Source organism: Haladaptatus sp. CMAA 1909 (assembly GCF_043952005.1).
Lineage (GTDB): Archaea > Halobacteriota > Halobacteria > Halobacteriales > Haladaptataceae > Haladaptatus.
In genome coordinates, this window is the sequence record NZ_JBIOAV010000001.1 from 1,698,870 (window position 1) to 1,720,599 (window position 21,730).

Here is a 21,730-nt window from a genome sequence, read left to right on the forward strand (position 1 = left end):
AGTTCCCACGGTTGTCACGCGCGCTATATGAGCTTTCTGTGATGGGTGGAATGGCCGCCAACAGCTTGATACCCGTGTCAACCGATACTTCTTTTCCTCCAACCTATGTCCCAGAACCGACGCCCGATATACATCGGGACCGACCCGGAAGAAGCGACCTGCGACCGCCACGGGAAGATGGAGCGACAAGCGCCGGTCGTCACCTTCGACGGGCACGTCCACGCGCTCACGAACCCCGTGTCCGTCTGTAACTGCCCGGAATGCTGTCTCGAAATCGCCCGCGAGAACGGCGGCCCGAGCCGATCCGAACAGGACGCGTTCGAGGCGTGTTGGCGACAGTTGGTGGACGCGGAGTGGCGAAACGGACTCCAGCGGTTGTTCGTCGACCTCGGGAGCGGCGTGGTCGACGAGGACACGATTCGAATTCACGACCAATTGGACGACGACGAGGTTCCCGATTACTTGCGCGAATCGAGCGACTGGACGGTACAGGCGTCCGGGAGTTCGAACGCGGAGTGACGACCGTAGCCGCGAAACGGCCCTGTTTCCGCCCGATATACTGAAGGGGAGCGGGAGTGACTCCGAATCCCATGGTGTGTGTTCGTCAGATACGGGACCGACCGCGGCACGGGTGAGTCGCCATGACAGGCCCATCGAGCGATCCGTCCCGACTCTTCAAACTGCTTCCCATCCCGGAGGCGCGAGTCCTACAATCGACGCTGCTCCTCGTCGTTCTCGTCTTCGTGGTGTGGGTGCTGTGGAAGAGCGCCCCGCGACTGAAACAGCGGATTCCCCCGCGCGTCGTCGACGTCATCCTCCTCGTCGTGAGCGGCGGCGTCGCGCTCCTCATCGGACAGCGCGCCCTGTCGCTGTGGGCGAGCGCCGCGCCGAACGCCCCGAACGTGGACGTGTTCGCCCAACTCACCTCCGCCGGATTTCGGATCGCCGTGACGCTCGGCGTCGTCGTGGCGGCCTACGTCGGTTCGGGCATGCTCGTCCGTGCTGTCGACCGCTTCACCAGCGAAACCGGGCAACTCACCGGCCATCAGGGGGAGGTCCTCTCCCGACTCACAGAAGTGTCGGTGTACCTCCTCGCCGCGTTGTTGCTGTTGAGCGTCTGGCGGGTGGACGTTCGCGCGTTCCTCATCGGGGCGGGATTCCTCGGCATCATCATCGGCTTGGCGGCGAACGAGACGCTGAGCGCGCTCATCGCGGGGTTCACGCTCATGTTCTCGCGGCCGTTCGAAATCGGCGACTGGATAGAGGTCCCGCTCGAAAACGGGGAAACCACGGAGGGTATCGTCACCGATATCACGCTGTTCTCGACGCGAATCGAGACGTTCTCCGGGAAGTACGTGGTCCTTCCGAACGACCTCGTGAGTTCGAACACGCTCGTCAACTACGGACGGAAGGGGCGACTCAGGTTGGAGGTGGAAGTCGGTATCGACTACGCCACCGACCCGGAGAGGGCCATCGACGTGGCGAAACGGACGATGTCGGGGGCGGACGAGGTACTGAACGTTCCCCAACCGGACGCCGTGCTGACCGGATTCGGCGACTCCGCGGTCATCCTCGAACTCAGGTTCTGGATAGACCGACCCAGCAGTCGCCGTCGCTGGCGGGCGATAACGGCGATCGTCACGGCGGTGAAACGCGCCTACGACCGGAAGGGGATCAAGATTCCGTTCCCGCAGCGGGAAGTCGCTGGGCGCGACGAAACCGGCGGGTTCCGCGTCGTCACCGAGCGAAGGGAGCGTCGGAGTGGGCGCGACAGGCGGGACCGTCGGGACTACCGCGACCGGCGCGAAGGAGGCGATTGACGTCGCCGGAAACGGGAGGTGACCGACGCCACCGAGGCGACGGACGCGACTACCGCCGCCGTCACGACCGACGGAACGGACGACTCCCCCTCATCGACGACACTCACCCCGTCAGTTCGGGGAAGAAACGCCCATGGAAGTCGAACGGAATGGGGTGCGGAACCGTCGCCCGCGCGAGTTCCGCGAACGAATCGCCGTCGATGACGACCACGGACGAGCGCTCCGTCTCCGGGTCGAGTGCGACCGTCAGGACGACCCCGTCGTCCTCGCGCTCACCGTCGGGGTTCGGCACGAAAATCGGTTCGCTGAAATAGCGGTCCTCGGGGTCGTCCGCGAACTCGACGGCCCTGCCGGTTTCGGTGTCGATTTTCGCGACCGCCTGCGGCCACGTCGTCATGGGTTGGTCGGGCGACTGGGCGTAGACGTAGCGATGGTCCCGACACCACCGGGCGGGCGAAACCGTCGGCAGCGCCGTCCCGTCGTGGATTCGCTCGCGGTCGACGGTCGCCCGTCCATTCGCGCCGAGGGCGACTCGGAATCGCTCCAATCGACCGCTCAGCACGTCGAAATTACCCTTTCTGAGGTTGTTTAGGTACAGCGTCTCGATGGCCGTCGCGTCCGGGATGGTTTCGAGGTCGATGACGAGAGCCTCGCCCTCCTCGTAGGCGTTCGCGTGGTGGAAGCCGAAGAAGGCCGCCGCCCGCGGGTCGGCGACCACCTCGCCTCGTTCGCGGTCGATGACGATAAAACGCGTCCCGCGCTCGGGTTTCCACTCGAAGTTCTCGATGAACGGACCCTGGGCACCGGGTTTGAGGAAATCGAGCGGGTTCACCACGAGCGGAAATTCGGTGAGGACGACGTAGTTCGGCGTCAGCGCGAAACTGTGCATGTACGCCGGTTCGTCCACGGGAATCGAACAGATGCGTTCGCGTTCGGTCGGCGACGACATGGAGTAAACGTGATAGCGGCAGCGTCGCCCGAACGACGTCTCGAAGTTCACCAGTTCGTTCGTCTCGGGATCCCGTTTGAGGTGTGCACAGGCGAGGTTTCCGGTCGGTACCGGGCCGTCGTACCGGACATGGTCCAACGTTTCCAGCGTCTCAGGGTCGAAGGCGACCCACCGCGGTAGTTCCGTCAGCGCGAGGTAGTCGTCGCCGATTCGCTCCGCGACGATGTTCGCGTTGTCGTAGGGTTTCTCGAAGAGGAACGCCCGCAACCGCTCGCGGAGCGTCGTGTCTCCCGTCGCGAACCCGCTCTCGAACGACCCGGCGCGGGCGGACTCGTACGCGTCGGTTCGAAGGAATCGGTTCCGGTAGGAGACCTCCCCGTCGCCGAAGGTGAACGCGTGGAGCATCGCCAACCCGTCGAACCAGTGGTCCACCGCCGAATCACCCATCTCGAACGCGCCGGGGCCGTTCCGTATCAACGTCCCCGAGAGCCACTCCGGGACGCTTCCGGAGACGGGACAGTCGTGGTCGATTTCGTCCGTCAACGTGTGAAAACCGAGGGAGGACCGGGCGGTCATTACGCGCGTAGACGCCCCGATGACACGTAATCGTTCGGTCGATAGTTCGTCACGGACGGCGGAGCGTATCCGTGTCGCAGGAATCGTTCGGCTCCGGACTTCAACCGAGTTCGTCCAGGCAGTTCCCGCAGTAGTCCGCGTAGTCGGGGTTCACGGCGTCGCAGTTTCGACAGCGGACCTGTCCGCGGTGTGTCGAACTGGTCAGTCGTGACCCGCTCGCGCCGCCGAACCCGAGCATCGCGGCCGTTATCGGCGAGTCGGGAACGGGACCGAACTCCCCGTTCATGGTTCGATTCAGCAGATCGTCGTTTCGGAGCGCCATCAACCCTCGCCAAAGTCCGAGAAACAGGAGCGTGGGGCCGACGATGACCACGCTCGCGACGAACACTCGGAACGCGAGTTCGAGGTTCATGTGGTTCGTTAGCACTCATACCACTTAGCGTTATAATTCGACGGAGAATCGAGGACAGGTTTGCGATGACGACACTGTATAACCGGCCTATCCTCCGACACGTTCACCACTGGTTATACTTAGGACGGTGACGTATCGGTTTGCCACGATTCACATGTCCGGTCGCCGCTTGCGTTCCTCCCGGTGGGTGTACGTCGTCGCCGCAGTCCTGACGGTCGGAACCGCCGGAATCTATCAGTTCTCGTGGCCCGCGATTCGGGGGGCACTCGGCACGCAGGCGAGCGCATCCGGGACGGTGCTGGGCACGATATTCTCCGTGATGATCGTCGCCGAGACGCTCACGGCGTTTCCCGCCGGTTGGGTCCGTGACCGGTACGGGCCGCACGTCCCGCTCCTCGTCGCCGCTCCCATGCTGTTCTGTGGCTTCGTCGGGGCCGCCTTCGACCCGACGCTTCCCGCGCTCTTCCTCTGGTTCGCGCTCGGCGGCGGCGGGATGGGAATCGTGTACGACATCGCGATAAACACGCCGTCGCGGTGGTTCGTCTCGCGGCGCGGAATGGCGACCGGCGCGGTGAGCACGTCGTTCAGTGTGACGAGTTTCCTGCTCATCCCGTTCATCAAGCGGAGCGTCGACACTGACTTTTCGACGACCCTGTTCGTGTTGGGCGTCGCCGCCGCCGCGACGTCGCTCGTCGCCGCGCTCGTCATCCGCGATCCGGAGGAAGGGAGTTCGCCGGGCGATAGTTCCGACGATTCGTCGAACGGCTTCGCCGACGATTCACCCATCGACTCGCCCACCGATTCGCCGTCGAACGGTCCCGACGTGACGTGGCGAACGATGGTCCGAACGCGTCGGTTCTGGCTCCTGTACGTCGTCTTCGCCGTCGCCAACGGCGTCGGTCTCATGCTCGTCGAGAAGGTCGTTGTGTACGCGACGGAACTCGGATTTTCGGCTGCGGCGGCCACCTTCGCGGCGTCGCTGGTCGCGCTCGGGCAGGCGTCCGGCGTCATCGTCGTCGGCACAGCGTCCGACCGAGTGGGCCGCGTTCGAAGCCTCGGCGGGTCGCTGGTCTGTTGTGCCGCCGCTCTCACCGCATTCGTCGCCGTCGGAGGACTGGACGCACAGTGGGCGTTCGTCGCGCTGGCCGGCGTCTCGATGTTCTTCAGAAGCCCCCCGTTTTCCATCCTTCCCGGACTCGTCGGCGAGTACTACGGCGAGGAGTACTCCTCGGAGAACTACGCGGTGATGCTCACGGCGAAACTCTGGGGCGGCATCTACGGCGGACTGGGGACGAGCCTCCTCGTCGCCGAAATCGGTTGGTCGCCGACGTTCCTCCTTGGAGCAGGATTAACGTTCGTCGCCGGGATCGCCACGCTCCTCCTGCTCCGTTCCGACTGACGACCGGCTCGCCCGTCGTTCGTCCCCTCCGTCGCTGCTTCCATCCGTTACTCCGCTCCGTCGGTCCGTTGAACGACGGTTCCGTCCTCGCCGACTGCGACCCGACGGGACGCCCCGACGGATATGCCGCGAAGTATCCCGGACGCAGGCGTGACCGTTCGGTCCCATCCTCCGTCCGTGCGCTCGTAGACGACACCCATCTCGGCGCAGGCGGCTACCGACCCCTCGTCCGCCGAGACGGACCGAATCCCGGCTCCCTCGTCGAGTCTCGTCGGCGTCCACGGGCCGTCTCCGCCGCGGTAGCAAACCCCGTCGTCCGTCGTCACGTAGCACGCGTCGCCGGTCACGGCCACGTCGGTCAGAATGCCGTCCACGTCGTCGATTCCCACTCGGCGAAACGTCTCGCCGCCGTCGTCCGTCTCGAACACGCCGTCGTTCGTGTCACAGAGGTAGCCGACGGACGTATCGGCCATCGTCGCGGCGGCGATGCTCGACCCGCTTCCGGGTTTGAACGGCGTCTCCCACGCGATCTCGCCGTTCCGATACCGTCCCCGGAGCACCTGTCCGGATCCGTTGGCGAGCAGAACCGTCTCGTCGTCCGCCGTCCCGGCCACCGCGAGGGCCGTCCAGTTGTCGGTGATATCCGCCGGAGCGGAGCGATCCGTGTGCCGGTTTTCGGTCGCGTCGAATCGCCCGAGCGTACCGCCGTCCCCGGCGACCCACACGGCATCCCCGTCCGTCGTCGCATCGACCCCGCGAAGGTCTGCCCCGCTCGCGTCCGGACCGTCTTCGAGCGCGACTTCCCACTCGTCGTGGTCATCCCCGCTCCGGAGGAAAACCCCGTTTTCGCCGACGGCGTAGGCCGCGTCTCCGGCGACGACGGTATCGAACAGCGTCCCCTCCGTCGGCGTTTCCACGGACGTCCACGTCGGTACGGGGGAGTCGTCGCCGCCGTCCTCCTCGGATTCGGCGTCACCGTCGTCGGCGTTTTCGTTTCCGCTGGCGATATCTCGTTCGTCGTCATCGGCTTCGTGTTTCCCCTCGATTTCGGTCGTCTCGACGCCGGTACGGTGGCCTTCCGATTCGCGGGAGGAGTCAGCGGAGAAACGCTCGGATTCCGGGGCAGCGTTCGAGTTCGGACTCGGGTCCGGGTTCGCTCCTCGAAGGTAGAGGACGACCGGCGGGAGGACGTAGATTCCGACCGCGACGATGGCGAACGCTCTATTGACGAACGTCAGCGTTCCGAACGCGGTCAGCCCCGCCGTCGCCACCGCGTGAATCCACGTCTTCGTGTAGCGCCGAAAGAAGGGCACGAACCCACGCTCCGAGCGAGTCGAATTTGCCATCGTTCGGGTAATGCACCCCACCGTGTTGAGGCTTTTCGCCGGAAACGGTTTCGGACGCCCGCGGGTGTGCTGTTCACTTCACGCTGTGCATCAGTCGGAGGAGTTCCTTCCGACAGGCGTCGCCGCTGCGGTCGAAAACGACCCGAAGCATCTCGTCCGTCGGTCTGATTCCCGCCGTGAACAACAGCGTCTCATTGGGTTTCAGCACTTCGAGATAGAGTATCGTCTTCACGCGTCCGTCCGACGTGACCGAGGGGAGTTCGTAGACGGGCGAGTTCGGACGGGTTATGTACTCGCTCGCGTCGTAGTACGCTTCGTACTCGGCGACAGCCTGCTCGTCCGTCGTTTCGCGCTCCGACGGCGTCCGTTCTCGGATGTCCGAAAAGCCGAGTCGTCGAAGGTTCGTTTCGAATCGGTCCTTCACGATACCCGTCACCAACGACGGTTGTGCGAGAATCGACAGCGGCGAGTCGAACGTGACGCGGGTCGCCATGAACGCGCCGACGATACCGTCGAAGTTCCCCCGAACGTATCGGTCGAGCGTCGATGCCAATCGCGAGTCCTTGTAGATGAGGGTACTCGTGTAGGCGTCGCCCAACGACGCACCACCTTCCTCGATTTCCGTCCTGTCGGTTCGTTTCTCTTCGAGGGTCCACTGCCGGATGGCCGGCGACGTGATGACCGGTTCCCGGTACGGGTCGTTTTCCCGTGCGGTGCCGACGCCGCTTCCACCGATTCCCCCTATCACTGCCCCCAATCCGCCCGTTCGGGCGAGAAACCGCCTTCGGTTCATGCGAACGTAGTATCGAGCGGCAGACGCATAATCGCCACGGCTCGAATCGCCCCCGAACGGCCGTTTCACTTCGCTCGTCACCTCGTCACGTCAGCGGTGAGATGTTCACCAGTCCTCGTTGCCGACCGGGTCGCGCGTCTCGCAGTACGGACAACGGTTGCGATAGCGCTCCAAGTTCCGTCCGCAGTACCGACAGTTGTACCCGCCTTCCGGCGGTTGTGCCTCCGTCTTGGACGACGATGACGACGTTCCCGGTAGCATTCCCGCTCGGTAGGCGAGGACGCCGCCGATGACGACGATACCGCCTATCAGCGCGACGAGAACCAGCGTGTTGTCCGTGCCGGGCACGTAGGGCACGTCTCGGAGCTTGTTCCCGCCGAAAACGCCTCGGCCGGCCGAAAGGAACGTTAATAGCAACAGGATTCTGAGGAGTCGCCATCGACCGGGAACCCTATTCCGCATGCTCCCTGCCTCGTTTCATACCGGAACTCGGGGACGAGCGGGGATAAGCGCTCGGGGAACCGAAACGAACGCCGGATATGCCAACTGATAACGCGCGTCAATTATATGCCCTTGAAGCGTAAAACCGCATTAAAGAATATTATCATTATAAATCATAATGTTTATGTTCGAGACTGCGGACCTCCCGATGTGGTGAAACGCATGTCAGTACACGCAGCAGGCTCCTCGGAACACATCGGAATCGCTCGACCGACGACACGACCGACCACGAGACGACGACAGTTACCACCCACATGACCGACCGAACTCGATACGACCGTACAGACGAAGAGGCCCCGCTCGTTCCGTTCATCGGCACGCCGGGGCGTAAACGACCGACGACGGACCGACCGACCATCGAACGACCCGTGACGGACGAACGGCGAACCGGTGACCGACGGACCACCGGAACGCCCTCCGACCGCCCGCAAACGGCGTTCGACGCCGAACTCGGGCGGGAACTCGAACTGCTCCGAACGCAACTCGACCGAATCGAAGCTACCCTACAGAACGACAGATGATACCGAATACCGACACGACCACGAGAGACATCGAGAACCGCGCCGGAAAGGAACTCCGCGAGATGCTGAACTCGCAAAACTACGTCTTCGCACCCGGTCTCTACCACGCCCTCGACGCACGGTTGGCGGAGATGGCGGGACTGGACGCCGCGTACATGAGCGGCTACTCGACCGTCCTCGGCCAGTTCGGTTTCCCGGACTTGGAGATGGTGACGATGACCGAGATGGTCGAGAACGCCAAGCGAATCGTGGAAGCCTGCAACCTCCCCGTCGTCGCCGACTGCGACACGGGCTACGGCGGAATCCACAACGTCCGTCGGGCCGTCCGCGAGTACGAAAAGGCAGGCGTCGCGGCCATCCACATCGAGGACCAGACGACGCCGAAGCGCTGCGGTCACATCGCGGGTAAGCAGATCGTTTCGCGCGAGAAGGCCCGCGCCCGCTTCGAGGCCGCGGTGGACGCGAAGCAGTCGGAGGACACCGTCATCATCGCGCGAACCGACGCCTACGGGTCTGCCAACGGCGACTGGGAAGAACACCTCGAACGCGGCCGCATGTACGCCGACGCGGGCGTCGACATCGTCTGGCCCGAGATGCCCGACCCGAGTCGGGAGGACGCGGTGGAGTACGCCGAAACCATCCACGAGACGCACCCCGACCTGAAACTCGCGTTCAACTACTCCTCGTCGTTCGCGTGGTCCGAGGAGGACGATCCGCTCACCTTCGAGGAGTTGGGGGACCTCGGCTACAAGTACATCTTCATCACGCTGTTCGCGCTTCACTCCGGCGCACACAGCGTCTACGAGGACTTCGAGCGACTCGCGGAGGGAGACGAACGCGCGCAGTTCGACCTCGAAGGCAGATACCTCGACCACCCCACCGAATCGCACCACGAACTCTCGTTCGTGAGTCGGTATCAGGACATCGAGACGCGGTTCGACTCCGAGGCTCGCGAGCGCATCGAGGAGTCGGAGGGCTTCTCCGAGGACGAGGCGAGCCCCATTACTTCTAACTCGGAGGACGACGAAGAGAAGGTCGCCTCCGAGCAAGGAGACGACTGATATGAGCACACAACGACGTCACGACCGCGAGTTCGTGCGGACGTTCTTCACCTCGCCGACGGCGCTGGAGGGGGAAGACGACTCCGCCAAGATGATTCGGAGCGCGGCCCAGCTCCGCGGCATGCAAGCACCGGACGTGTGGGTTCCGGACAACGAGGACGCGACGGCCCCGTCGATGCGCGAGGAGGGTGCCGACAACATCGTCGAGGTGGTGTCCGAACACGGGGCCGACTTCCCCGGCGAAATCCATCCCCGCGTCGTCTGGCATCGGGACAGCCCCGGCACCCGGTATCGGTGCCTTCAGCACCTGCTTCGAATCGCGGACCCCGAAAAAGGGGCCATCGAACACATCGACGGCTTCGTGATTCCCGAAGTGGGCGGCATCGACGACTGGAAGAAGGCCGACGAGTTCATCACCATCGTCGAGAACGAGTACGGCCTCGACGAGGGAAGTATCGCGATGTCCGTCATCGTCGAGAGCGCGGCGGCGGAGTTGGCGATGGGCGAACTCCGCGAGGAGATGAGCAAGCCCGACAACAACCTCGAACGCCTGTTCATGCTCGTGGACGGCGAGGTGGACTACACCAAGGATATGCGCGCGATGACGCCCACCGGTGGACTGCCGCCGTGGGCGGAGTTGCGCCACAACACGTCCCGCGGCGCGAGCGCCGCCGGTCTCATCGCCGTCGACGGTCCGTACGACGACATTCGGGACGTGGAAGGCTATCACGAGCGCATGACCGACAATCAGGCCAAGGGGATGCTCGGCATCTGGTCGCTGACCCCCGGCCAGGTCGTCGAGGCGAACAAGGCACCGCTCCCGCCCGAAACCGGTCGCTGGCTCATCGAGGCCGACGGCGAGGGGACGGAACTCGACGAACAGGACGGTACGCAGTTCTACGACGGCGACCGAATCGGTCTGGACGAAACGGACGGCGGCTACACCCTCCGCGTCGGTGGCGACGAACGCGAACTCGACGAGGACGAGTTGCGCGAGGCGCTGTTGGACGCGACCGAGTACGTCCCGAGCATGGACGACATCGTCGATTCGATGGAGGAGTTCGAAGCGGCGAGGGAGGCCGGAACGGGCGCGATCTCCATGACGCAGTCGGCGACGATCGTCATCGACGGGATCGAAATCGACATCGAGAAGGACAGGATGTGGGACGAGGCGACCTATCAGGCCGCGATGACGCCCGTCTCCCTGTTTCAGGACGTGTACGAGAACCGCCCGGACCAACGCGAAGCGCTCGCGGAACTGTACGGCGAGGACATCGTCGAACGCGCGACGAACGTCGGGTGACCGCTCGGGGGTCGCCGACGGACGACCGAACGGCGTTGGAACGGAAACCCCCCGCTGGAACTCCTATTTTCGCCACGACTGCGCGGCTCGAGATGCATCGACTCGATCGCGGGGACGAAGGGATGACATCGCAGACGCTGCCACAACAGTAATTATTAATAGTGAAGAACTCGACGGGACAATCGCAATCCATGTACAGAATACAGTGTGAATCCTGCGGGCAGATCGGTTTCCATCCATCACGCATCGGAGCGGAATCGCGAGCGGAGTCACATATCAACGAAACTGATCACGATTGCGTCATCGAAGCGATGTAAGGCGCACCGCCGCGAGCGCGGAAACGAGGGCCTATGAATGGTACGGCGCGAGAACCGTTCCTAGATGGGGACGGCGGACCGTCGAAAATAGCGTCACAGGTTCGGCGATCACCCGTTTTGCGGTTTGAAGATGTCCGCGAGTCGCCCGACGAAGGAGTTGCCGGCGCGTCCGTCGTCCACGACCTCGTACTCACGTTCGAGTTCGTCGTTTTTCGTCACCCGAAGCACCGTCAGGTCGTCGTCCGCGAGAAGGTCGCTCGCGCCTTCGCCGGCGATTTCCCCGGACGTCGTGATGAGCGCCACGCGAGCGCCGATATCCGCCGCAAGCGCGGTCAAAGCGGCGATATCCGTCTCGTCGGGTCGTTCGTGAACCGCCGCGACGACCCGGTCGTTCAGCAAGTCGTCGCGCGCGAACAGGTGAACGGGGACCTCCTCGCCCGTTCCGTCGGTGACGACGGTGTCGATTTCGGTGTGAAGTTTTCGCTCCTCGAACGCCTCGGCGAGGGCTTGGCGGGCGGTGAGTTGTTCGTCGACCCACGCGGCACCGCGCTCGCTCAGGAAGTAGCGGTACAGTATCCGTTCGATGGTTTGGAGCGGGTCCGAAACGTGGCGGCAGTCCCGGCATCGCAACCGATGTTCGGGCGTTTCGAACACGTCGTCACACTCCTCGCAGACGTGCGCGGCGTTCGATTCGAGGTGTTTCAGCGACTCCAGTTCGGCGTCACAGTTCGGGCAGACGATGGCGTCGTCGCGGACGAACTGCTCGCGCAGTCCCTCGTAGCCACAGTCCGGGTGTCGATATCGGTCGGTCCGAATCGTCTGCGGGGAGTCACAGAACGGGCAGGCCGTGGTGTACTGCATCCCCTTCGATTCACAGCGGGGGCAGATGTACTGTTTTTCCTGAAATTCACGGTAGAGGAGGTCCCGTTCGGCCAGCGTCTCCAACAGTTCGAAGGAGCGACCGTCCCTGTCATCGAGGTAGTCGGTCGCGTCGGGGTACGTCACGGTCCCCGTCTCGATGTCGAGTATGGGCCGGACCTCGTCGAGTGACCCCTCCCGGAGGGCGGTCAACAGCCGGACTGTTCCCGGTGAAGCCATGAACAATCACAACAGTGGCCATCTATTTAATTATCACTCGAACCATAACTTTAATTTTGTAACTTGTGAGAGAGTTTCGGAACGGTTACCGATGGACGTTTTGAGAAGGTGGTCAGAAGGTCCTTTTCCCTACTCCGACTCGTATGTGATAGGTCACCGGTGAACGAACCGCGACCACAGCGGTCAGGATAGGAGGGGGAAGACAGATGAAAACCACAACCCGGCACGGTGCCGAAGCGAGCAGCGAACCGGCCATCGAGGAGACGCAGTACGGACCGGCACAGCACTCGATGCGGGGAGACGACCCCGAACGGAGACTCTACGGGGCACCGCAGCACGAGACGGACGTCGTAGTGAACGCGGAACCGCGGGAGTCGCCGGTGTATCAGCGATATTGGGCCACCATGTACGACGCTCACCCACGTTTCGTCCCGGGACGACGGACGGTGGTGTCGCCGTGACATCGACACGGTCCCGCGACGGATTCGTGACGGAGTTCCTCGAACCGTGTGACGACTGCGGCCTGAAGACGGTCCACGAGGTGGAAATAGAGATTCGCACCGAGAACGAGAGGAGCGACAACGCCGCGTTCTCGCGCGAACCGTATCGCGTGAGTACGTGTACCGGATGCGGACGGACGACGGCGGTTCGGATGAACAACGTCCAAACGCGGTGAGGTGGCGAGATAACGGGGTCTCGAAGGACTCGCCTCCTCCGTTTACGCACCCGCGTAGTTAGTTTTGAATCAAAAATCGGCACGGTTATGCCATCGTAGTTCCAGGTATCAGCCGAGCGACGTATGGGAACATTACTCACACTTGTGGACTTCTGGGAAGGGGTCCGATGGCTCGGGGAGTCGGTTCCATTTTTCACCGTCCTCCCGGGTTTCATCGGTATTTTCGTCCTGCTGTGGCTGTTCGTACCGGAACTGGCGATTCGACGCCCGACACCGTCCCCCGACGGCGAGTATCGGTTCGACCCGGACGACTTCGAACCGCGGTGATTCGACGGAATGGTCAGAACGTCTTTTTATACCGACCGCCGAACGATGGATGAGGAACCGGCGATCGACCGAACCGACACACCATGACGCACAAAACACTCGGCGGACGGCGCGAGGAAACGGACGCACCGACCATCGTCTTCGCGATAGACGAGACGCCCGACGAACGGTGTCCGAACCGGGCCGTCATCGCGGACATCACGCGGGACGACGCGTGGATCGCGGCGGACAGCGGGGAAACGACCGTGCTGGTCGAGTGGCGGTAACAGGGTAACGAAACGCCGAGGACCGTCTATTTCGGGAACGATACGGCCGTTTTCCCGCAATTACCCACACTATCTCAATTTTGGAATGCGAAACGGATTTGAGAATCACTAAGTGTGCGGTACCTGTACACCTTGCCCGAAGGATGTTCGAAACATGACCGGGCGCGACGGGACGACGACGGGCGACGGATTGACGCGAAAACTCGGGCTTCTCGACTGCGTCCTGTTGAGCGTCGGCGGCATGGTCGGATCCGCCATCTTCGTCTTTCCCGGTTCCACCGGGCGGTTGGCGGGTCCCGCTTCGACGCTCGCGTGGGTCGTGGCCGGGCTGTTGATGATGGTCATCGCGCTCTGTTACACGGAACTCGCGCTCGCGTTCCCAAAGGCGGGCGGCCCCGCCGTCTTCCCGGCCGAGACGTTCGGCCGGAACCGAACGGTCCGGTTGTTCGCCAGCTATCTCGAAGGGATCTGTTACTGCGTCGGCATGGTGTTCAGCATCACGATTTCGGCGCTCGCCATCGCCCAGTACCTCGGTATCGCGTATCCCCGCACGCAGGGATACGTCGTCCCCATCGCCCTCGTCGCCATCGCGCTGAGTTTCCTCGTCAACCTCGTCGGCGTGACGAACACGAGTCGGACGAACCTCGTCCTCTCCGCGGTGTTGCTCACGATACTGCTCGTGTTCGTCGCTGGCGCATTCACGCGCCTCGAACCGACCAACTACGACCCCTTTTTCACGAGCGGCCCCGCGAAGTTCTTCGCCGCGGTGCAACTGGCGCTGACGGGGTACGGCGCGTGGACCGCGATTCCCTCCGTCGTCGAGGAGGTGAAACGACCGGCCAAAACGGTTCCGCGGGCGATTTTGCTCTCGCTTCTCGTCACGCTGGTCCTCTACACCGGCGTCGTCGTCGCACTGCACGGCGTCGTCGCTCCGTCCGCGTTCGTCGCCGGGAACCCCGTGACGACGGTGCCGCTCGGCGTCGCCGCGGCGAAACTCGGCTTCCCGATACTCCGACAGTACCTCCTCCCGCTCGCGGCCATCGTCGCCATCTTCACCACGATGCTCGTCGGGACGATGAGCGCGAGTCGCGTCGTCTTCGCGCTCGGGCGAAACGGAACCCTTCCCTCCCCCTTCGCGGCCGTCCACTCGCGGTTTCAGGTGCCGTGGGTGGGGCTGGTGGCGGTCAGTCTGGTCGCGGCGGCGCTGACCACGTTCCCGAACCACTTCTACGAACTTCTCGTCATCGCGTCGGTGGTCGGGACGGGCCTGCCGTACGCCCTCAACATCGTCTCGTTCGTCGGACTGCGATACTACCGCACCGACGTGACGCCGCCGTTTCGCGCCCCCGGCGGCTACGCCCTCGCCGTCGTGGCGTTGGTCGCGCTGAGCGTTTCGATGGTCGGATTGGGTTCGACGGAAGTCGTCTGGTCCGTCGGAAGTCTCGTCCTCATGTGCGGGTACTTCGTCGTTCGGTATCTCAAACGGCCGGACGTATTTCGTGGGCACGACGCGGCGACGGCGTGGGAGTAACGGACCGCACGCTCCTCGTCGATTGACCGGGGCGCAGTCGCGTAATTTCCGCGCCGATTACGGTTCGTTGTTTTCGAACCGCCACCTAATTAGACATCCGTTACCGTCATGCGCTTACTGATTCGAATATATTAGGAAAGGAGCCGCTACACCAGGGAAAAGACAGATCTGTTACCCTAAAATAACTTTAACACCCTCCTGTGAGTGGCGGGAAACGATGTCTGGAATCAGAAACTCACCAGAGATTCCCCAATCTGTCCCGAAGCTAGAAGCCGAACTCATCCGCGATGCGTACGAGAGAACTCGGCAGGGCCGTCGGGGGGACGACGGCATCGACACCGGGACATCTCTCGACCTCTCCCATGCGGACCGGCAGGCTTTGCGACGGCGACTCGTAGACAGCGGTGTCTCGAAGGAAACGATAACGGCGCTCGGTTTCGACGCGGGCGACGACTAACTTCGATTTCTTTGCGGTTCGTCCCTTCTTTCGATTCCGTCGGGCGAGAAGTTCGAACGAGAACGACGGGAACCGAATCGTTTCGACCGATCGTCGCTATCGAGTAGCGACGGTCACTCCATGCTCCACTGAACGAGTCGTTTCGACCCTGAGTCGGTGTACGATAGCGCGACCCTCACGTCGAGTGACGAGATCGCATCCTTCGGTACTTCGAAGGGGACGGTGATCGACGACGTGCCGCCGGCGTTCACCGACGACGAGACGTACCCGTCCCACTTCTCCTTCGCCGCATCAGCCACCGCGTACTCGTCGCCGTTCGCCCGTATCGTCGCCGTCGAGTCCTCCGGAAGCGACCGGGACGACTCCGCGGAGTTCTTCGCCTCGAACGTGAGGAGGACGTACGTCTTACCGTCATCCGATTTCGATGTCGTTCCGTCGTGTTCGTAGGAGTCGGACGTGTCGGCCCCCGTGACGGCTACTTCGAGTCCGTCGGAGATGGTCGCGTACTCGCCGTATGTGACCGTTCTCGTCCCCGCAGTCGTCGTTTCGGATGATTCCGTCGTGGTCTCCGAGGATTCGGTGGTCGTCCCCTCCGACGTTTCGGATGCGGTGGTTTCCGTCGTCTCACCGGTACCGGTCGCCGTCGAACTGGAGTCCGTTCCAGTGGTCGTCGAACCGGTATCGTCTCCGCTGGAGTTACAACCGGCGAGGAAGAGCGTGGTCGTCGTACCAACACCGGCGATAAACGTGCGGCGTTTCATACCCGGCGGTTGCAACTCAGGGTATTTCTTACTATTGGCCATTTTTATACTATAGAATTAAATAGTTAATAAAATATGTACTGATAGAACAATTATTTTGGGCGGACGGTTATCGGATCGTGGATAGGACGACTTCGTCCGTGGCCGTTTCGCCTTTGTCGTCGGTGACTTGGAGCATGACTCGGTAGTCGCCACACTCGGAGAGCGACAGTTCGATCGATTCGCCGCTCCTTTCGAACGAGCCGTCCCCGTCGACGTCCCACGTGTATTCCGCAATGTCACCGTCGCCGTCCTCCGAGGCAGATGCGTCTAGGGTAACGGTGTCACCCCGTTCGAGCGACCCGTCGGTCGTGTTCTCCGGGCTCGTTTGGATGCGTGCGACCGGTGGCTCGTTTTTCTCCTTCCCTCCGTCGCCGTTATCGTTTCCGTCGTCGTCCCCGTCGTTTCCGTCCTCGCCATCACTTCCGTCGTCTCCGCCGTCGCTTCCGTCGTCGGAGGAGGTGAGCACCTCTTCTTCGACGAGTTGCTGGACGATTTCGGTGTGCCACTGAACCCGCTTTTCGAGGGGCGTGTCCTTGGACGTGGCCTCCACGAGGAATCCGACGGCGTCGGTGTCGCGCGCCGCCTTGTGCGTGAGGAGTCCCGTCGGTTCGTTCGAGGAGGAGGAAAACGGGTCGACCGTGAACTCGTACCCGTCCCGTGAGACGAAGTTCTCGTTGACGTAGGAAACGGCCGCTTTGGCGTCGTCGGTGGCCGCCTCGTCCCACGAGGAAAAGATGGTCTGTCCGACGCCGCCGATCATGTCCCCGTCGTAGATGTCGACCGATTCGTGGAGATCGATGACCGTCCCGGGTTCGTACCGCTCCACGATGTCCCAGATGGCGCGCGCGAGTTCCGTCTCGGGTTCCTCGCCCGTCGGGAACTGGCGGTTCAGATCGACGCCGCCCGAGGCGATACGCGAGTCCTCCTCGACGGCCGCCGCGTTGGCCTTCGGAATCGTCACCAGCGTTCCACGCTGGATGTCCCACTCGGCGACGTCTCCGGCGGCCTCGTAGCCGCCGTTCTCGTTGCCGTGCATTCCGCCGACGACCATCACCGTCGGCCCGGATTCCTCTGCGGAGGTGACGAACACCGTCGTCTCCTGGTCGGTTCCGCTCCGAATCGTGAACGAATCGCGCGATACGGTCGTTTCGCTTTGGCCACTCGTCGCCGTTACGCCGAGGCCGAGCAATCCCGCACAGCCGGCCGCCGTCAGAAACGTTCGTCGTGTTGCAGTCATTACTTCCCAATCGTGGGTCGTAGCGGGGGTTTATTGACTTTTGGTCCGTTTTCAAAAATATGTGCCTACTACGAATAATTATCCAATTATATCCGGCAGAATATGCTAATTTCTCATAGATATCAGATCATTCCGGAATATGTGATCTTTCGTGAACGTCGGGTATCTACGCGGCCGAATCGGTCGGTTTGCAGCGACCCGAACGGTTATCCCCCGTTCACTCCCGGTTTTCGCATGCACGTTTCGTTCGAGGACCTCGAAACGCTGGTGGAAGCGCCGGGCGCGCCCGGAAACGAATACGCCGTCGCGGACCGATTCGTCGACCTGATAGAACCGCACGTGGACGACGTTTCGTTCGACGCGATGGGGAACGTCGTCGCCACGAGCGAGGGCAGCGACTTCGAAATCATGCTCGCGGCCCACACAGACGAACTCGGATTCCTCGTCGAGGACGTGGACGAGGACGGCTTCCTCACCTTCCATATGCTCGGCGGGCACTACAAGGGGAACCTGTCGGGCCAGCGCGTTCGCGTCGGCCCGGACGGCGTTCTCGGCGTCATCGGCCCGCGCTGTCGACACTTCATGAGCGACGACGAGAAGGATGCCCTGCCGGAATCCCTCCGCATCGACATCGGCGCGACGTCGCCCGAGGAAGTCGCCGACATGAACGTCGAACCGGGCGATTACGCGATATGGGACTACGGCGTCTCCCGACTCGGAAACGACCGAATCACCGGACGGGCGTTGGACGATCGAATCGCGCTGGCCATCCTCCTCGCACTCGCCCGCGAGGAGGACGTGGACGCGACGGTCCACTACGTCGCCACGGTGCAGGAGGAAGTCGGACTCCGCGGTGCGCGGACGGCGGGCTATTCGTTGGACCCGGACGTCGGTATCGCGCTCGAAATCTTCCCCGTGGACGACTACCCCGCCGGGCGGGACGACGGCGTGAGTGCGACGGTGGACGGCGGTCCGGTGGTCGAGTTCGGGGACGGGACCTCCGAATACTTCTTCGGCGGCGTCATCGTGGACCGGCAGACGAGGACGTGGCTGGGCGATGCGGCGGACGCGGCGGACGTGGACCTGCAACACGACGTGATGCTGACCGGGTCGACCGACGCGACCGAACTCCAGCAGGTCCGCGGCGGCCGTTACGCGGGTGCCATCGCGGTTCCGTGTCGATACACGCACTCCCCGGTCGAGACCCTCTCGATGCGGGACGCGAACGAAACGGCCGACGTGCTGTTGTCCGCGTTACAGCGCGAGTTCCCGAGTCGGGACGACATCCGTCGGCCGCGATAGGTCCGTCGTCCCGCAACGTTCACAACGATTCCCTCCGACGAATCGGTATGCGACGGATCCGAGGACCACAGCGCGGTTGGGCGAAGATGACCCTCGGCGTCTCGATACTTTTCGCGGTCGGCGTCTTCGTCTTCCTCTCGGTGCAGGGGTCGCCGATTCGCGGTGCCGGCGTCGGCCTCCTCATCATCGTGGCGGGGGTGTGGGAGTGGCGACGGAAACGAAGCGACCAGATTCGTGCCGAACGCTTCGAAGCCGAAGCGGAAGAAAACCAGCGGAAACGCCGCCAGTAGGGGGCTCAATTTTCCGACACATCACGGCCGACTGCGCGGTCCAGGCGCGCGAGGAGTTCGTCGTCGAACTCGTGTGGGTCCGCTTCCGCCGTCGATTCGCCCGCGGAATCCGGTTCGGTGGCGTTCGGATCGGAGCCGCGTGAACTCCCGCTCCGCTCGCGAACGCGACGCCATAGGACGCGTACACCGCGGTCGAGGGTTCGGCCGAGAAACGAGCCGATTTTGCGACCCAGAAACGCACCCAGTCGCGCGCCAGCGCCGCGTCCGTTGGCCTTCCGCGATTCGGTCCGGTCCGAGTCGACGTCGTCCGTTTCCGACTCCGGCGGTGTGGAGAGGCCCAGTTCTATCGGCTCCAATCCGAGCGCCAGTTCCTCGATGTCGGCGGACACCCCCGCGAGTTCGAGCGTCAGTCCGCCGAGGCGGAACTGACGCTCCCGCCGCTCTCCGTCGGCCATCGAATCGGCGACGGTTGCAGTGCGCTCGTCCCCATCGTCGGACCCCTCATGTCTCTCCATTGGCATACTGAATCACATCGGATGGTCGCCCGACTGTACGGCCCACGACGGGGTCCTTCCTGTATGCTTCGGCCGATGAGCGGCGAAAAAGCGGAACGAAAACGGCTCAGTCCGCCGACGACTCCGCCGCGACGGGGTCGTCGGGTTCCGCCTCGTCGGTCTCGGCGTACGGGTCGAAACCCTCCGCGCTCTCGTAGAGGTGACAGGCGACTTCCCGGTTCCCTTCGACGTCCGCCTTCCCTTCGAGCGGCGGTTGCACCGAATCGCACACGTCGCCGATGTACTTCTCACACCGGTTTTTGAACCGGCATCCCGACGGAACGTTGACGGCGTCGCCGACTTCGCCCTGCAACTCGACGCGCTCCCGACCCGCCGTCGGGTCGGGAACCGGGACGGCGTCGATGAGCGCCCGCGTGTAGGGGTGTTTCGGGTCCGTGATTATCTCCTCCGTCGGCCCCTGCTCGACGATTTTCCCCATGTACATGATGGCGAGGCGGTCGCACATGTGCCGCAGGAGCGAGAGGTCGTGACTGATGTACACGACGGACAGGCCGAACTCGTCGGTCATGCGCTCCAAGAGCGAGAGCACGCCCGCGCGAAGGCTCACGTCGAGCATCGACACCGGTTCGTCGGCGACGATGAAGTCCGGGTCGATGACCAGCGCACGGGCGATGGCAAGGCGCTGGCGCTGCCCGCCGGACAGTTCGTGCGGGTAGCGGTCGAAGAACGACTCCGCCGGTTCGAGTTCGGCGAATTCGAGCGCCCGACGAACCCGCGCCCGCTGGTTCGGAACGTCGTGGATGCGGAGCGGTTCGACCACCGTGTCGTACACCGTCATCCGCGGGTTCAGGCTCTCGAACGGGTCCTGAAATATCATCTGGGCGTTCTGGCGGAAGTTGGTGAGGTCCGAGCCGCTCTTGTCCGCGATGTCCTCACCGTCGTAGTAGATGCTCCCGCCGGTCGGTTCGTACAGCTTCGTCAGGCACATCCCGGTCGTGGTCTTTCCACACCCGGACTCGCCCGCGATGCCGAACGTCTCGCCCTCGTGCAGTTCGAAGTCGATGCCGTCGATGGCGTGGACCGCGTCTTCCTCCTCGCCGCGGATTGAGTTCATCAGGCTGGTCACGAGGCCGCTCCCGACCGGGAACTCCTTTTCCAACCCTTCCACGCGAACGAGCGTGTCGTCGTCAGTCATCGGTCGCCTCCATCGACGCGTCGTTTTGCCACGTTTGCGCGTCGCTCGCGGCCGACCTGAGTTCCGAATCGATTCGGTCGGTGTGGTGGCAGAACGACCGCAACTCGCCGTGTTCGACGGCGGGCGGAGACTCCTTCCGACAGACCTCGGTGGCGAGCGGACAACGTTCCGCGAACCGACACCCGCTCGGCGGGTTGCTCAAGTCCGGCGGATGTCCGCCGATGCTCACGAGGTCCTGTTCCGACCGACGGATGTCGGGGAACGCGCTCTTCAGACCGAGCGTGTAGGGGTGGTACGGTTCGCCGAAGATGAACTCCGACGGTCCCTCCTCGGCGAGTTCGCCCGCGTACATAACGACGACGCGGTCGCAGGTCTCCGCGACGACGGCCACGTCGTGCGTGATGACCATCATGGCGGTGTCGCTCTCGCGCTGAATCCCGTTGATGCGCTTGAGGATCTGGTCCTGCATGATGACGTCCAGCGCCGTCGTCGGTTCGTCCGCGAGGATGAGCGACGGTTCGAGGACGAGCGACATGGCGATCATGGCCCGTTGGCGCATCCCCCCGGAGAACTGGTGGGGATAGTCGGTCTGGCGGTCACGGTCGAGGCCGACGAGGTCGAACGACTCGTCGATCACATCTTGGGCCTCCGACCGTCCCATCTTCGGGTAGTGGGCGTCGATGGCCTCCAGTATCTGCTCGCGGATGGTGTACACGGGGTCGAGCGCGTTCATCGCCGACTGGGCGATGAGCGAGATTTCGTCCCAGCGAAGCGCTCGGCGGCGTTTCTCGGGCATGTCGGTCAGGTCCTCGCCCTTGAACAGTATCTTCCCGCCGTTGATGTAGCCGTTCTTCGGCAGGATGCCGATGAGCGCCTTGGCCAGCGTCGATTTGCCACAGCCGGATTCGCCCACGATGCCGACGGTCTCCCCGGCCTCGATTTGAAAGCTGACGCCGTCGACGGCTTTGACGGGACCGTCCTCGCTGTCGTAGTAGACTTCGAGGTCCTCGACTTCGAGCAGGGCCATTCAGCGGG

25 protein-coding genes are annotated in these 21,730 nt (G+C 63.3%); 14 read left to right on the top strand and 11 right to left on the bottom strand.

The annotated features are described in order from the left end of the window. Window positions 1–105 precede the first annotated feature (105 nt). Window positions 106–519, top strand: a complete 414-nt coding sequence (locus tag ACGYLY_RS09385; RefSeq protein ID WP_395281914.1) for a hypothetical protein — start codon at window positions 106–108, stop codon at window positions 517–519. Window positions 520–641: 122 nt separating this feature from the next. Further along, entirely contained in the window at window positions 642–1,820 is a 1,179-nt protein-coding gene (locus ACGYLY_RS09390) for a mechanosensitive ion channel family protein (protein ID WP_395281913.1), read from the top strand. 103 nt (window positions 1,821–1,923) lie between these two features. On the opposite strand, the gene ACGYLY_RS09395 is transcribed toward ACGYLY_RS09390, so the two are convergent. Further along, window positions 1,924–3,345 carry a carotenoid oxygenase family protein gene (locus tag ACGYLY_RS09395; RefSeq protein WP_395281912.1) on the bottom strand — a complete coding sequence of 474 codons (1,422 nt, stop codon included), beginning with the start codon at window positions 3,343–3,345 and terminating at the stop codon, window positions 1,924–1,926. Window positions 3,346–3,445: 100 nt separating this feature from the next. Continuing rightward, window positions 3,446–3,757, bottom strand: a complete 312-nt coding sequence (locus ACGYLY_RS09400) for a hypothetical protein (protein WP_395281911.1) — start codon at window positions 3,755–3,757, stop codon at window positions 3,446–3,448. Between the two features lie 154 nt (window positions 3,758–3,911). On the opposite strand from ACGYLY_RS09400, the gene ACGYLY_RS09405 reads away from it, so the two are divergent. Beyond that, on the top strand, window positions 3,912–5,156 hold the full coding sequence (locus ACGYLY_RS09405; protein ID WP_395281910.1) for an MFS transporter: 1,245 nt from the start codon (window positions 3,912–3,914) through the stop codon (window positions 5,154–5,156). Window positions 5,157–5,203: 47 nt separating this feature from the next. Here the strand turns inward: ACGYLY_RS09405 and ACGYLY_RS09410 are convergent, their stop codons facing one another. From ACGYLY_RS09410 to ACGYLY_RS09420, 3 genes are all read right to left on the bottom strand, one after another. Further along, a complete protein-coding gene (locus ACGYLY_RS09410; RefSeq protein WP_395281909.1) occupies window positions 5,204–6,502 on the bottom strand; it encodes a WD40/YVTN/BNR-like repeat-containing protein in 1,299 nt (432 codons plus the stop codon). 73 nt (window positions 6,503–6,575) lie between these two features. Further along, window positions 6,576–7,295, bottom strand: a complete 720-nt coding sequence (locus ACGYLY_RS09415) for a hypothetical protein (RefSeq protein WP_395281908.1) — start codon at window positions 7,293–7,295, stop codon at window positions 6,576–6,578. A gap of 105 nt (window positions 7,296–7,400) precedes the next feature. Continuing rightward, window positions 7,401–7,757: a hypothetical protein gene (locus ACGYLY_RS09420; RefSeq protein WP_395281907.1), complete on the bottom strand. Its 357-nt coding sequence runs from the start codon at window positions 7,755–7,757 to the stop codon at window positions 7,401–7,403. Between the two features lie 293 nt (window positions 7,758–8,050). Here ACGYLY_RS09420 and ACGYLY_RS09425 point away from each other — a divergent pair, with 293 nt between their 5' ends. The 3 genes from ACGYLY_RS09425 to aceB are packed head-to-tail and all read left to right on the top strand — an operon-like array spanning window position 8,051 to window position 10,681. Beyond that, the gene (locus tag ACGYLY_RS09425) at window positions 8,051–8,317 is read left to right on the top strand and encodes a hypothetical protein (protein ID WP_395281906.1); all 267 of its coding nucleotides are present in this window, start codon (window positions 8,051–8,053) and stop codon (window positions 8,315–8,317) included. Next, on the top strand, window positions 8,314–9,378 hold the full coding sequence (gene aceA / locus ACGYLY_RS09430) for an isocitrate lyase (protein ID WP_395281905.1): 1,065 nt from the start codon (window positions 8,314–8,316) through the stop codon (window positions 9,376–9,378). The genes ACGYLY_RS09425 and aceA overlap by 4 nt, the downstream gene beginning before the upstream one ends. 1 nt (window position 9,379) lies before the next feature. Next, the gene (gene aceB, locus ACGYLY_RS09435; RefSeq protein WP_395281904.1) at window positions 9,380–10,681 is read left to right on the top strand and encodes a malate synthase AceB; all 1,302 of its coding nucleotides are present in this window, start codon (window positions 9,380–9,382) and stop codon (window positions 10,679–10,681) included. 425 nt (window positions 10,682–11,106) lie between these two features. Here the strand turns inward: aceB and ACGYLY_RS09440 are convergent, their stop codons facing one another. Then, a complete protein-coding gene (locus ACGYLY_RS09440) occupies window positions 11,107–12,096 on the bottom strand; it encodes a hypothetical protein (RefSeq protein ID WP_395281903.1) in 990 nt (329 codons plus the stop codon). Window positions 12,097–12,302: 206 nt separating this feature from the next. Between ACGYLY_RS09440 and ACGYLY_RS09445 the strand changes: the two genes are divergently transcribed. The 6 genes from ACGYLY_RS09445 (at window position 12,303) to ACGYLY_RS09470 (ending at window position 15,353) form a co-directional block, all read left to right on the top strand. Beyond that, window positions 12,303–12,557 carry a hypothetical protein gene (locus ACGYLY_RS09445; protein ID WP_395281901.1) on the top strand — a complete coding sequence of 85 codons (255 nt, stop codon included), beginning with the start codon at window positions 12,303–12,305 and terminating at the stop codon, window positions 12,555–12,557. After that, window positions 12,554–12,772, top strand: a complete 219-nt coding sequence (locus tag ACGYLY_RS09450; protein WP_395281900.1) for a hypothetical protein — start codon at window positions 12,554–12,556, stop codon at window positions 12,770–12,772. The genes ACGYLY_RS09445 and ACGYLY_RS09450 overlap by 4 nt, the downstream gene beginning before the upstream one ends. A 123-nt stretch (window positions 12,773–12,895) precedes the next feature. After that, a complete protein-coding gene (locus ACGYLY_RS09455; protein ID WP_395281899.1) occupies window positions 12,896–13,099 on the top strand; it encodes a hypothetical protein in 204 nt (67 codons plus the stop codon). Window positions 13,100–13,182: 83 nt separating this feature from the next. Next, the gene (locus ACGYLY_RS09460) at window positions 13,183–13,365 is read left to right on the top strand and encodes a hypothetical protein (protein WP_395281898.1); all 183 of its coding nucleotides are present in this window, start codon (window positions 13,183–13,185) and stop codon (window positions 13,363–13,365) included. Window positions 13,366–13,519: 154 nt separating this feature from the next. Further along, the gene (locus ACGYLY_RS09465) at window positions 13,520–14,896 is read left to right on the top strand and encodes an APC family permease (RefSeq protein ID WP_395281897.1); all 1,377 of its coding nucleotides are present in this window, start codon (window positions 13,520–13,522) and stop codon (window positions 14,894–14,896) included. Between the two features lie 217 nt (window positions 14,897–15,113). Next, window positions 15,114–15,353 (top strand): hypothetical protein, encoded by a 240-nt coding sequence (locus ACGYLY_RS09470; RefSeq protein ID WP_395281896.1) that lies wholly within the window; start codon window positions 15,114–15,116, stop codon window positions 15,351–15,353. Window positions 15,354–15,466: 113 nt separating this feature from the next. Here ACGYLY_RS09470 and ACGYLY_RS09475 read toward each other — a convergent pair whose 3' ends face one another. Together ACGYLY_RS09475 and ACGYLY_RS09480 are read right to left on the bottom strand one after the other, a co-directional pair. Beyond that, window positions 15,467–16,114: a DUF4352 domain-containing protein gene (locus ACGYLY_RS09475; RefSeq protein ID WP_395281894.1), complete on the bottom strand. Its 648-nt coding sequence runs from the start codon at window positions 16,112–16,114 to the stop codon at window positions 15,467–15,469. A 109-nt stretch (window positions 16,115–16,223) separates the two neighbouring features. Next, window positions 16,224–17,393 carry a PKD domain-containing protein gene (locus ACGYLY_RS09480; RefSeq protein ID WP_395281893.1) on the bottom strand — a complete coding sequence of 390 codons (1,170 nt, stop codon included), beginning with the start codon at window positions 17,391–17,393 and terminating at the stop codon, window positions 16,224–16,226. 234 nt (window positions 17,394–17,627) lie between these two features. Here ACGYLY_RS09480 and ACGYLY_RS09485 point away from each other — a divergent pair, with 234 nt between their 5' ends. After that, the gene (locus ACGYLY_RS09485; RefSeq protein ID WP_395281892.1) at window positions 17,628–18,695 is read left to right on the top strand and encodes a M42 family metallopeptidase; all 1,068 of its coding nucleotides are present in this window, start codon (window positions 17,628–17,630) and stop codon (window positions 18,693–18,695) included. A 47-nt stretch (window positions 18,696–18,742) separates the two neighbouring features. Then, window positions 18,743–18,985 (top strand): hypothetical protein, encoded by a 243-nt coding sequence (locus ACGYLY_RS09490; protein WP_395281891.1) that lies wholly within the window; start codon window positions 18,743–18,745, stop codon window positions 18,983–18,985. 5 nt (window positions 18,986–18,990) lie between these two features. Here ACGYLY_RS09490 and ACGYLY_RS09495 read toward each other — a convergent pair whose 3' ends face one another. From ACGYLY_RS09495 to ACGYLY_RS09505, 3 genes are all read right to left on the bottom strand, one after another. Beyond that, window positions 18,991–19,506, bottom strand: coding sequence for a hypothetical protein (locus ACGYLY_RS09495; protein ID WP_395281890.1), 516 nt, complete (start codon window positions 19,504–19,506; stop codon window positions 18,991–18,993). A 100-nt stretch (window positions 19,507–19,606) separates the two neighbouring features. Then, window positions 19,607–20,695: an ABC transporter ATP-binding protein gene (locus ACGYLY_RS09500; protein ID WP_395281889.1), complete on the bottom strand. Its 1,089-nt coding sequence runs from the start codon at window positions 20,693–20,695 to the stop codon at window positions 19,607–19,609. Further along, a complete protein-coding gene (locus ACGYLY_RS09505) occupies window positions 20,688–21,722 on the bottom strand; it encodes an ABC transporter ATP-binding protein (RefSeq protein ID WP_395281888.1) in 1,035 nt (344 codons plus the stop codon). The genes ACGYLY_RS09500 and ACGYLY_RS09505 overlap by 8 nt, the downstream gene beginning before the upstream one ends. Window positions 21,723–21,730: the final 8 nt, after the last annotated feature.

Coding starts and splice junctions, on each gene's coding strand:
- ACGYLY_RS09385 (WP_395281914.1), top strand. CDS start 106: ATGTCCCAGAACCGACGCCCGATATACATCGGGACCGACCCGGAAGAA.
- ACGYLY_RS09390 (WP_395281913.1), top strand. CDS start 642: ATGACAGGCCCATCGAGCGATCCGTCCCGACTCTTCAAACTGCTTCCC.
- ACGYLY_RS09395 (WP_395281912.1), bottom strand. CDS start 3,345: ATGACCGCCCGGTCCTCCCTCGGTTTTCACACGTTGACGGACGAAATC.
- ACGYLY_RS09400 (WP_395281911.1), bottom strand. CDS start 3,757: ATGAACCTCGAACTCGCGTTCCGAGTGTTCGTCGCGAGCGTGGTCATC.
- ACGYLY_RS09405 (WP_395281910.1), top strand. CDS start 3,912: ATGTCCGGTCGCCGCTTGCGTTCCTCCCGGTGGGTGTACGTCGTCGCC.
- ACGYLY_RS09410 (WP_395281909.1), bottom strand. CDS start 6,502: ATGGCAAATTCGACTCGCTCGGAGCGTGGGTTCGTGCCCTTCTTTCGG.
- ACGYLY_RS09415 (WP_395281908.1), bottom strand. CDS start 7,295: ATGAACCGAAGGCGGTTTCTCGCCCGAACGGGCGGATTGGGGGCAGTG.
- ACGYLY_RS09420 (WP_395281907.1), bottom strand. CDS start 7,757: ATGCGGAATAGGGTTCCCGGTCGATGGCGACTCCTCAGAATCCTGTTG.
- ACGYLY_RS09425 (WP_395281906.1), top strand. CDS start 8,051: ATGACCGACCGAACTCGATACGACCGTACAGACGAAGAGGCCCCGCTC.
- aceA (WP_395281905.1), top strand. CDS start 8,314: ATGATACCGAATACCGACACGACCACGAGAGACATCGAGAACCGCGCC.
- aceB (WP_395281904.1), top strand. CDS start 9,380: ATGAGCACACAACGACGTCACGACCGCGAGTTCGTGCGGACGTTCTTC.
- ACGYLY_RS09440 (WP_395281903.1), bottom strand. CDS start 12,096: ATGGCTTCACCGGGAACAGTCCGGCTGTTGACCGCCCTCCGGGAGGGG.
- ACGYLY_RS09445 (WP_395281901.1), top strand. CDS start 12,303: ATGAAAACCACAACCCGGCACGGTGCCGAAGCGAGCAGCGAACCGGCC.
- ACGYLY_RS09455 (WP_395281899.1), top strand. CDS start 12,896: ATGGGAACATTACTCACACTTGTGGACTTCTGGGAAGGGGTCCGATGG.
- ACGYLY_RS09460 (WP_395281898.1), top strand. CDS start 13,183: ATGACGCACAAAACACTCGGCGGACGGCGCGAGGAAACGGACGCACCG.
- ACGYLY_RS09465 (WP_395281897.1), top strand. CDS start 13,520: ATGACCGGGCGCGACGGGACGACGACGGGCGACGGATTGACGCGAAAA.
- ACGYLY_RS09470 (WP_395281896.1), top strand. CDS start 15,114: ATGTCTGGAATCAGAAACTCACCAGAGATTCCCCAATCTGTCCCGAAG.
- ACGYLY_RS09475 (WP_395281894.1), bottom strand. CDS start 16,114: ATGAAACGCCGCACGTTTATCGCCGGTGTTGGTACGACGACCACGCTC.
- ACGYLY_RS09480 (WP_395281893.1), bottom strand. CDS start 17,393: ATGACTGCAACACGACGAACGTTTCTGACGGCGGCCGGCTGTGCGGGA.
- ACGYLY_RS09485 (WP_395281892.1), top strand. CDS start 17,628: ATGCACGTTTCGTTCGAGGACCTCGAAACGCTGGTGGAAGCGCCGGGC.
- ACGYLY_RS09490 (WP_395281891.1), top strand. CDS start 18,743: ATGCGACGGATCCGAGGACCACAGCGCGGTTGGGCGAAGATGACCCTC.
- ACGYLY_RS09495 (WP_395281890.1), bottom strand. CDS start 19,506: ATGCCAATGGAGAGACATGAGGGGTCCGACGATGGGGACGAGCGCACT.
- ACGYLY_RS09500 (WP_395281889.1), bottom strand. CDS start 20,695: ATGACTGACGACGACACGCTCGTTCGCGTGGAAGGGTTGGAAAAGGAG.
- ACGYLY_RS09505 (WP_395281888.1), bottom strand. CDS start 21,722: ATGGCCCTGCTCGAAGTCGAGGACCTCGAAGTCTACTACGACAGCGAG.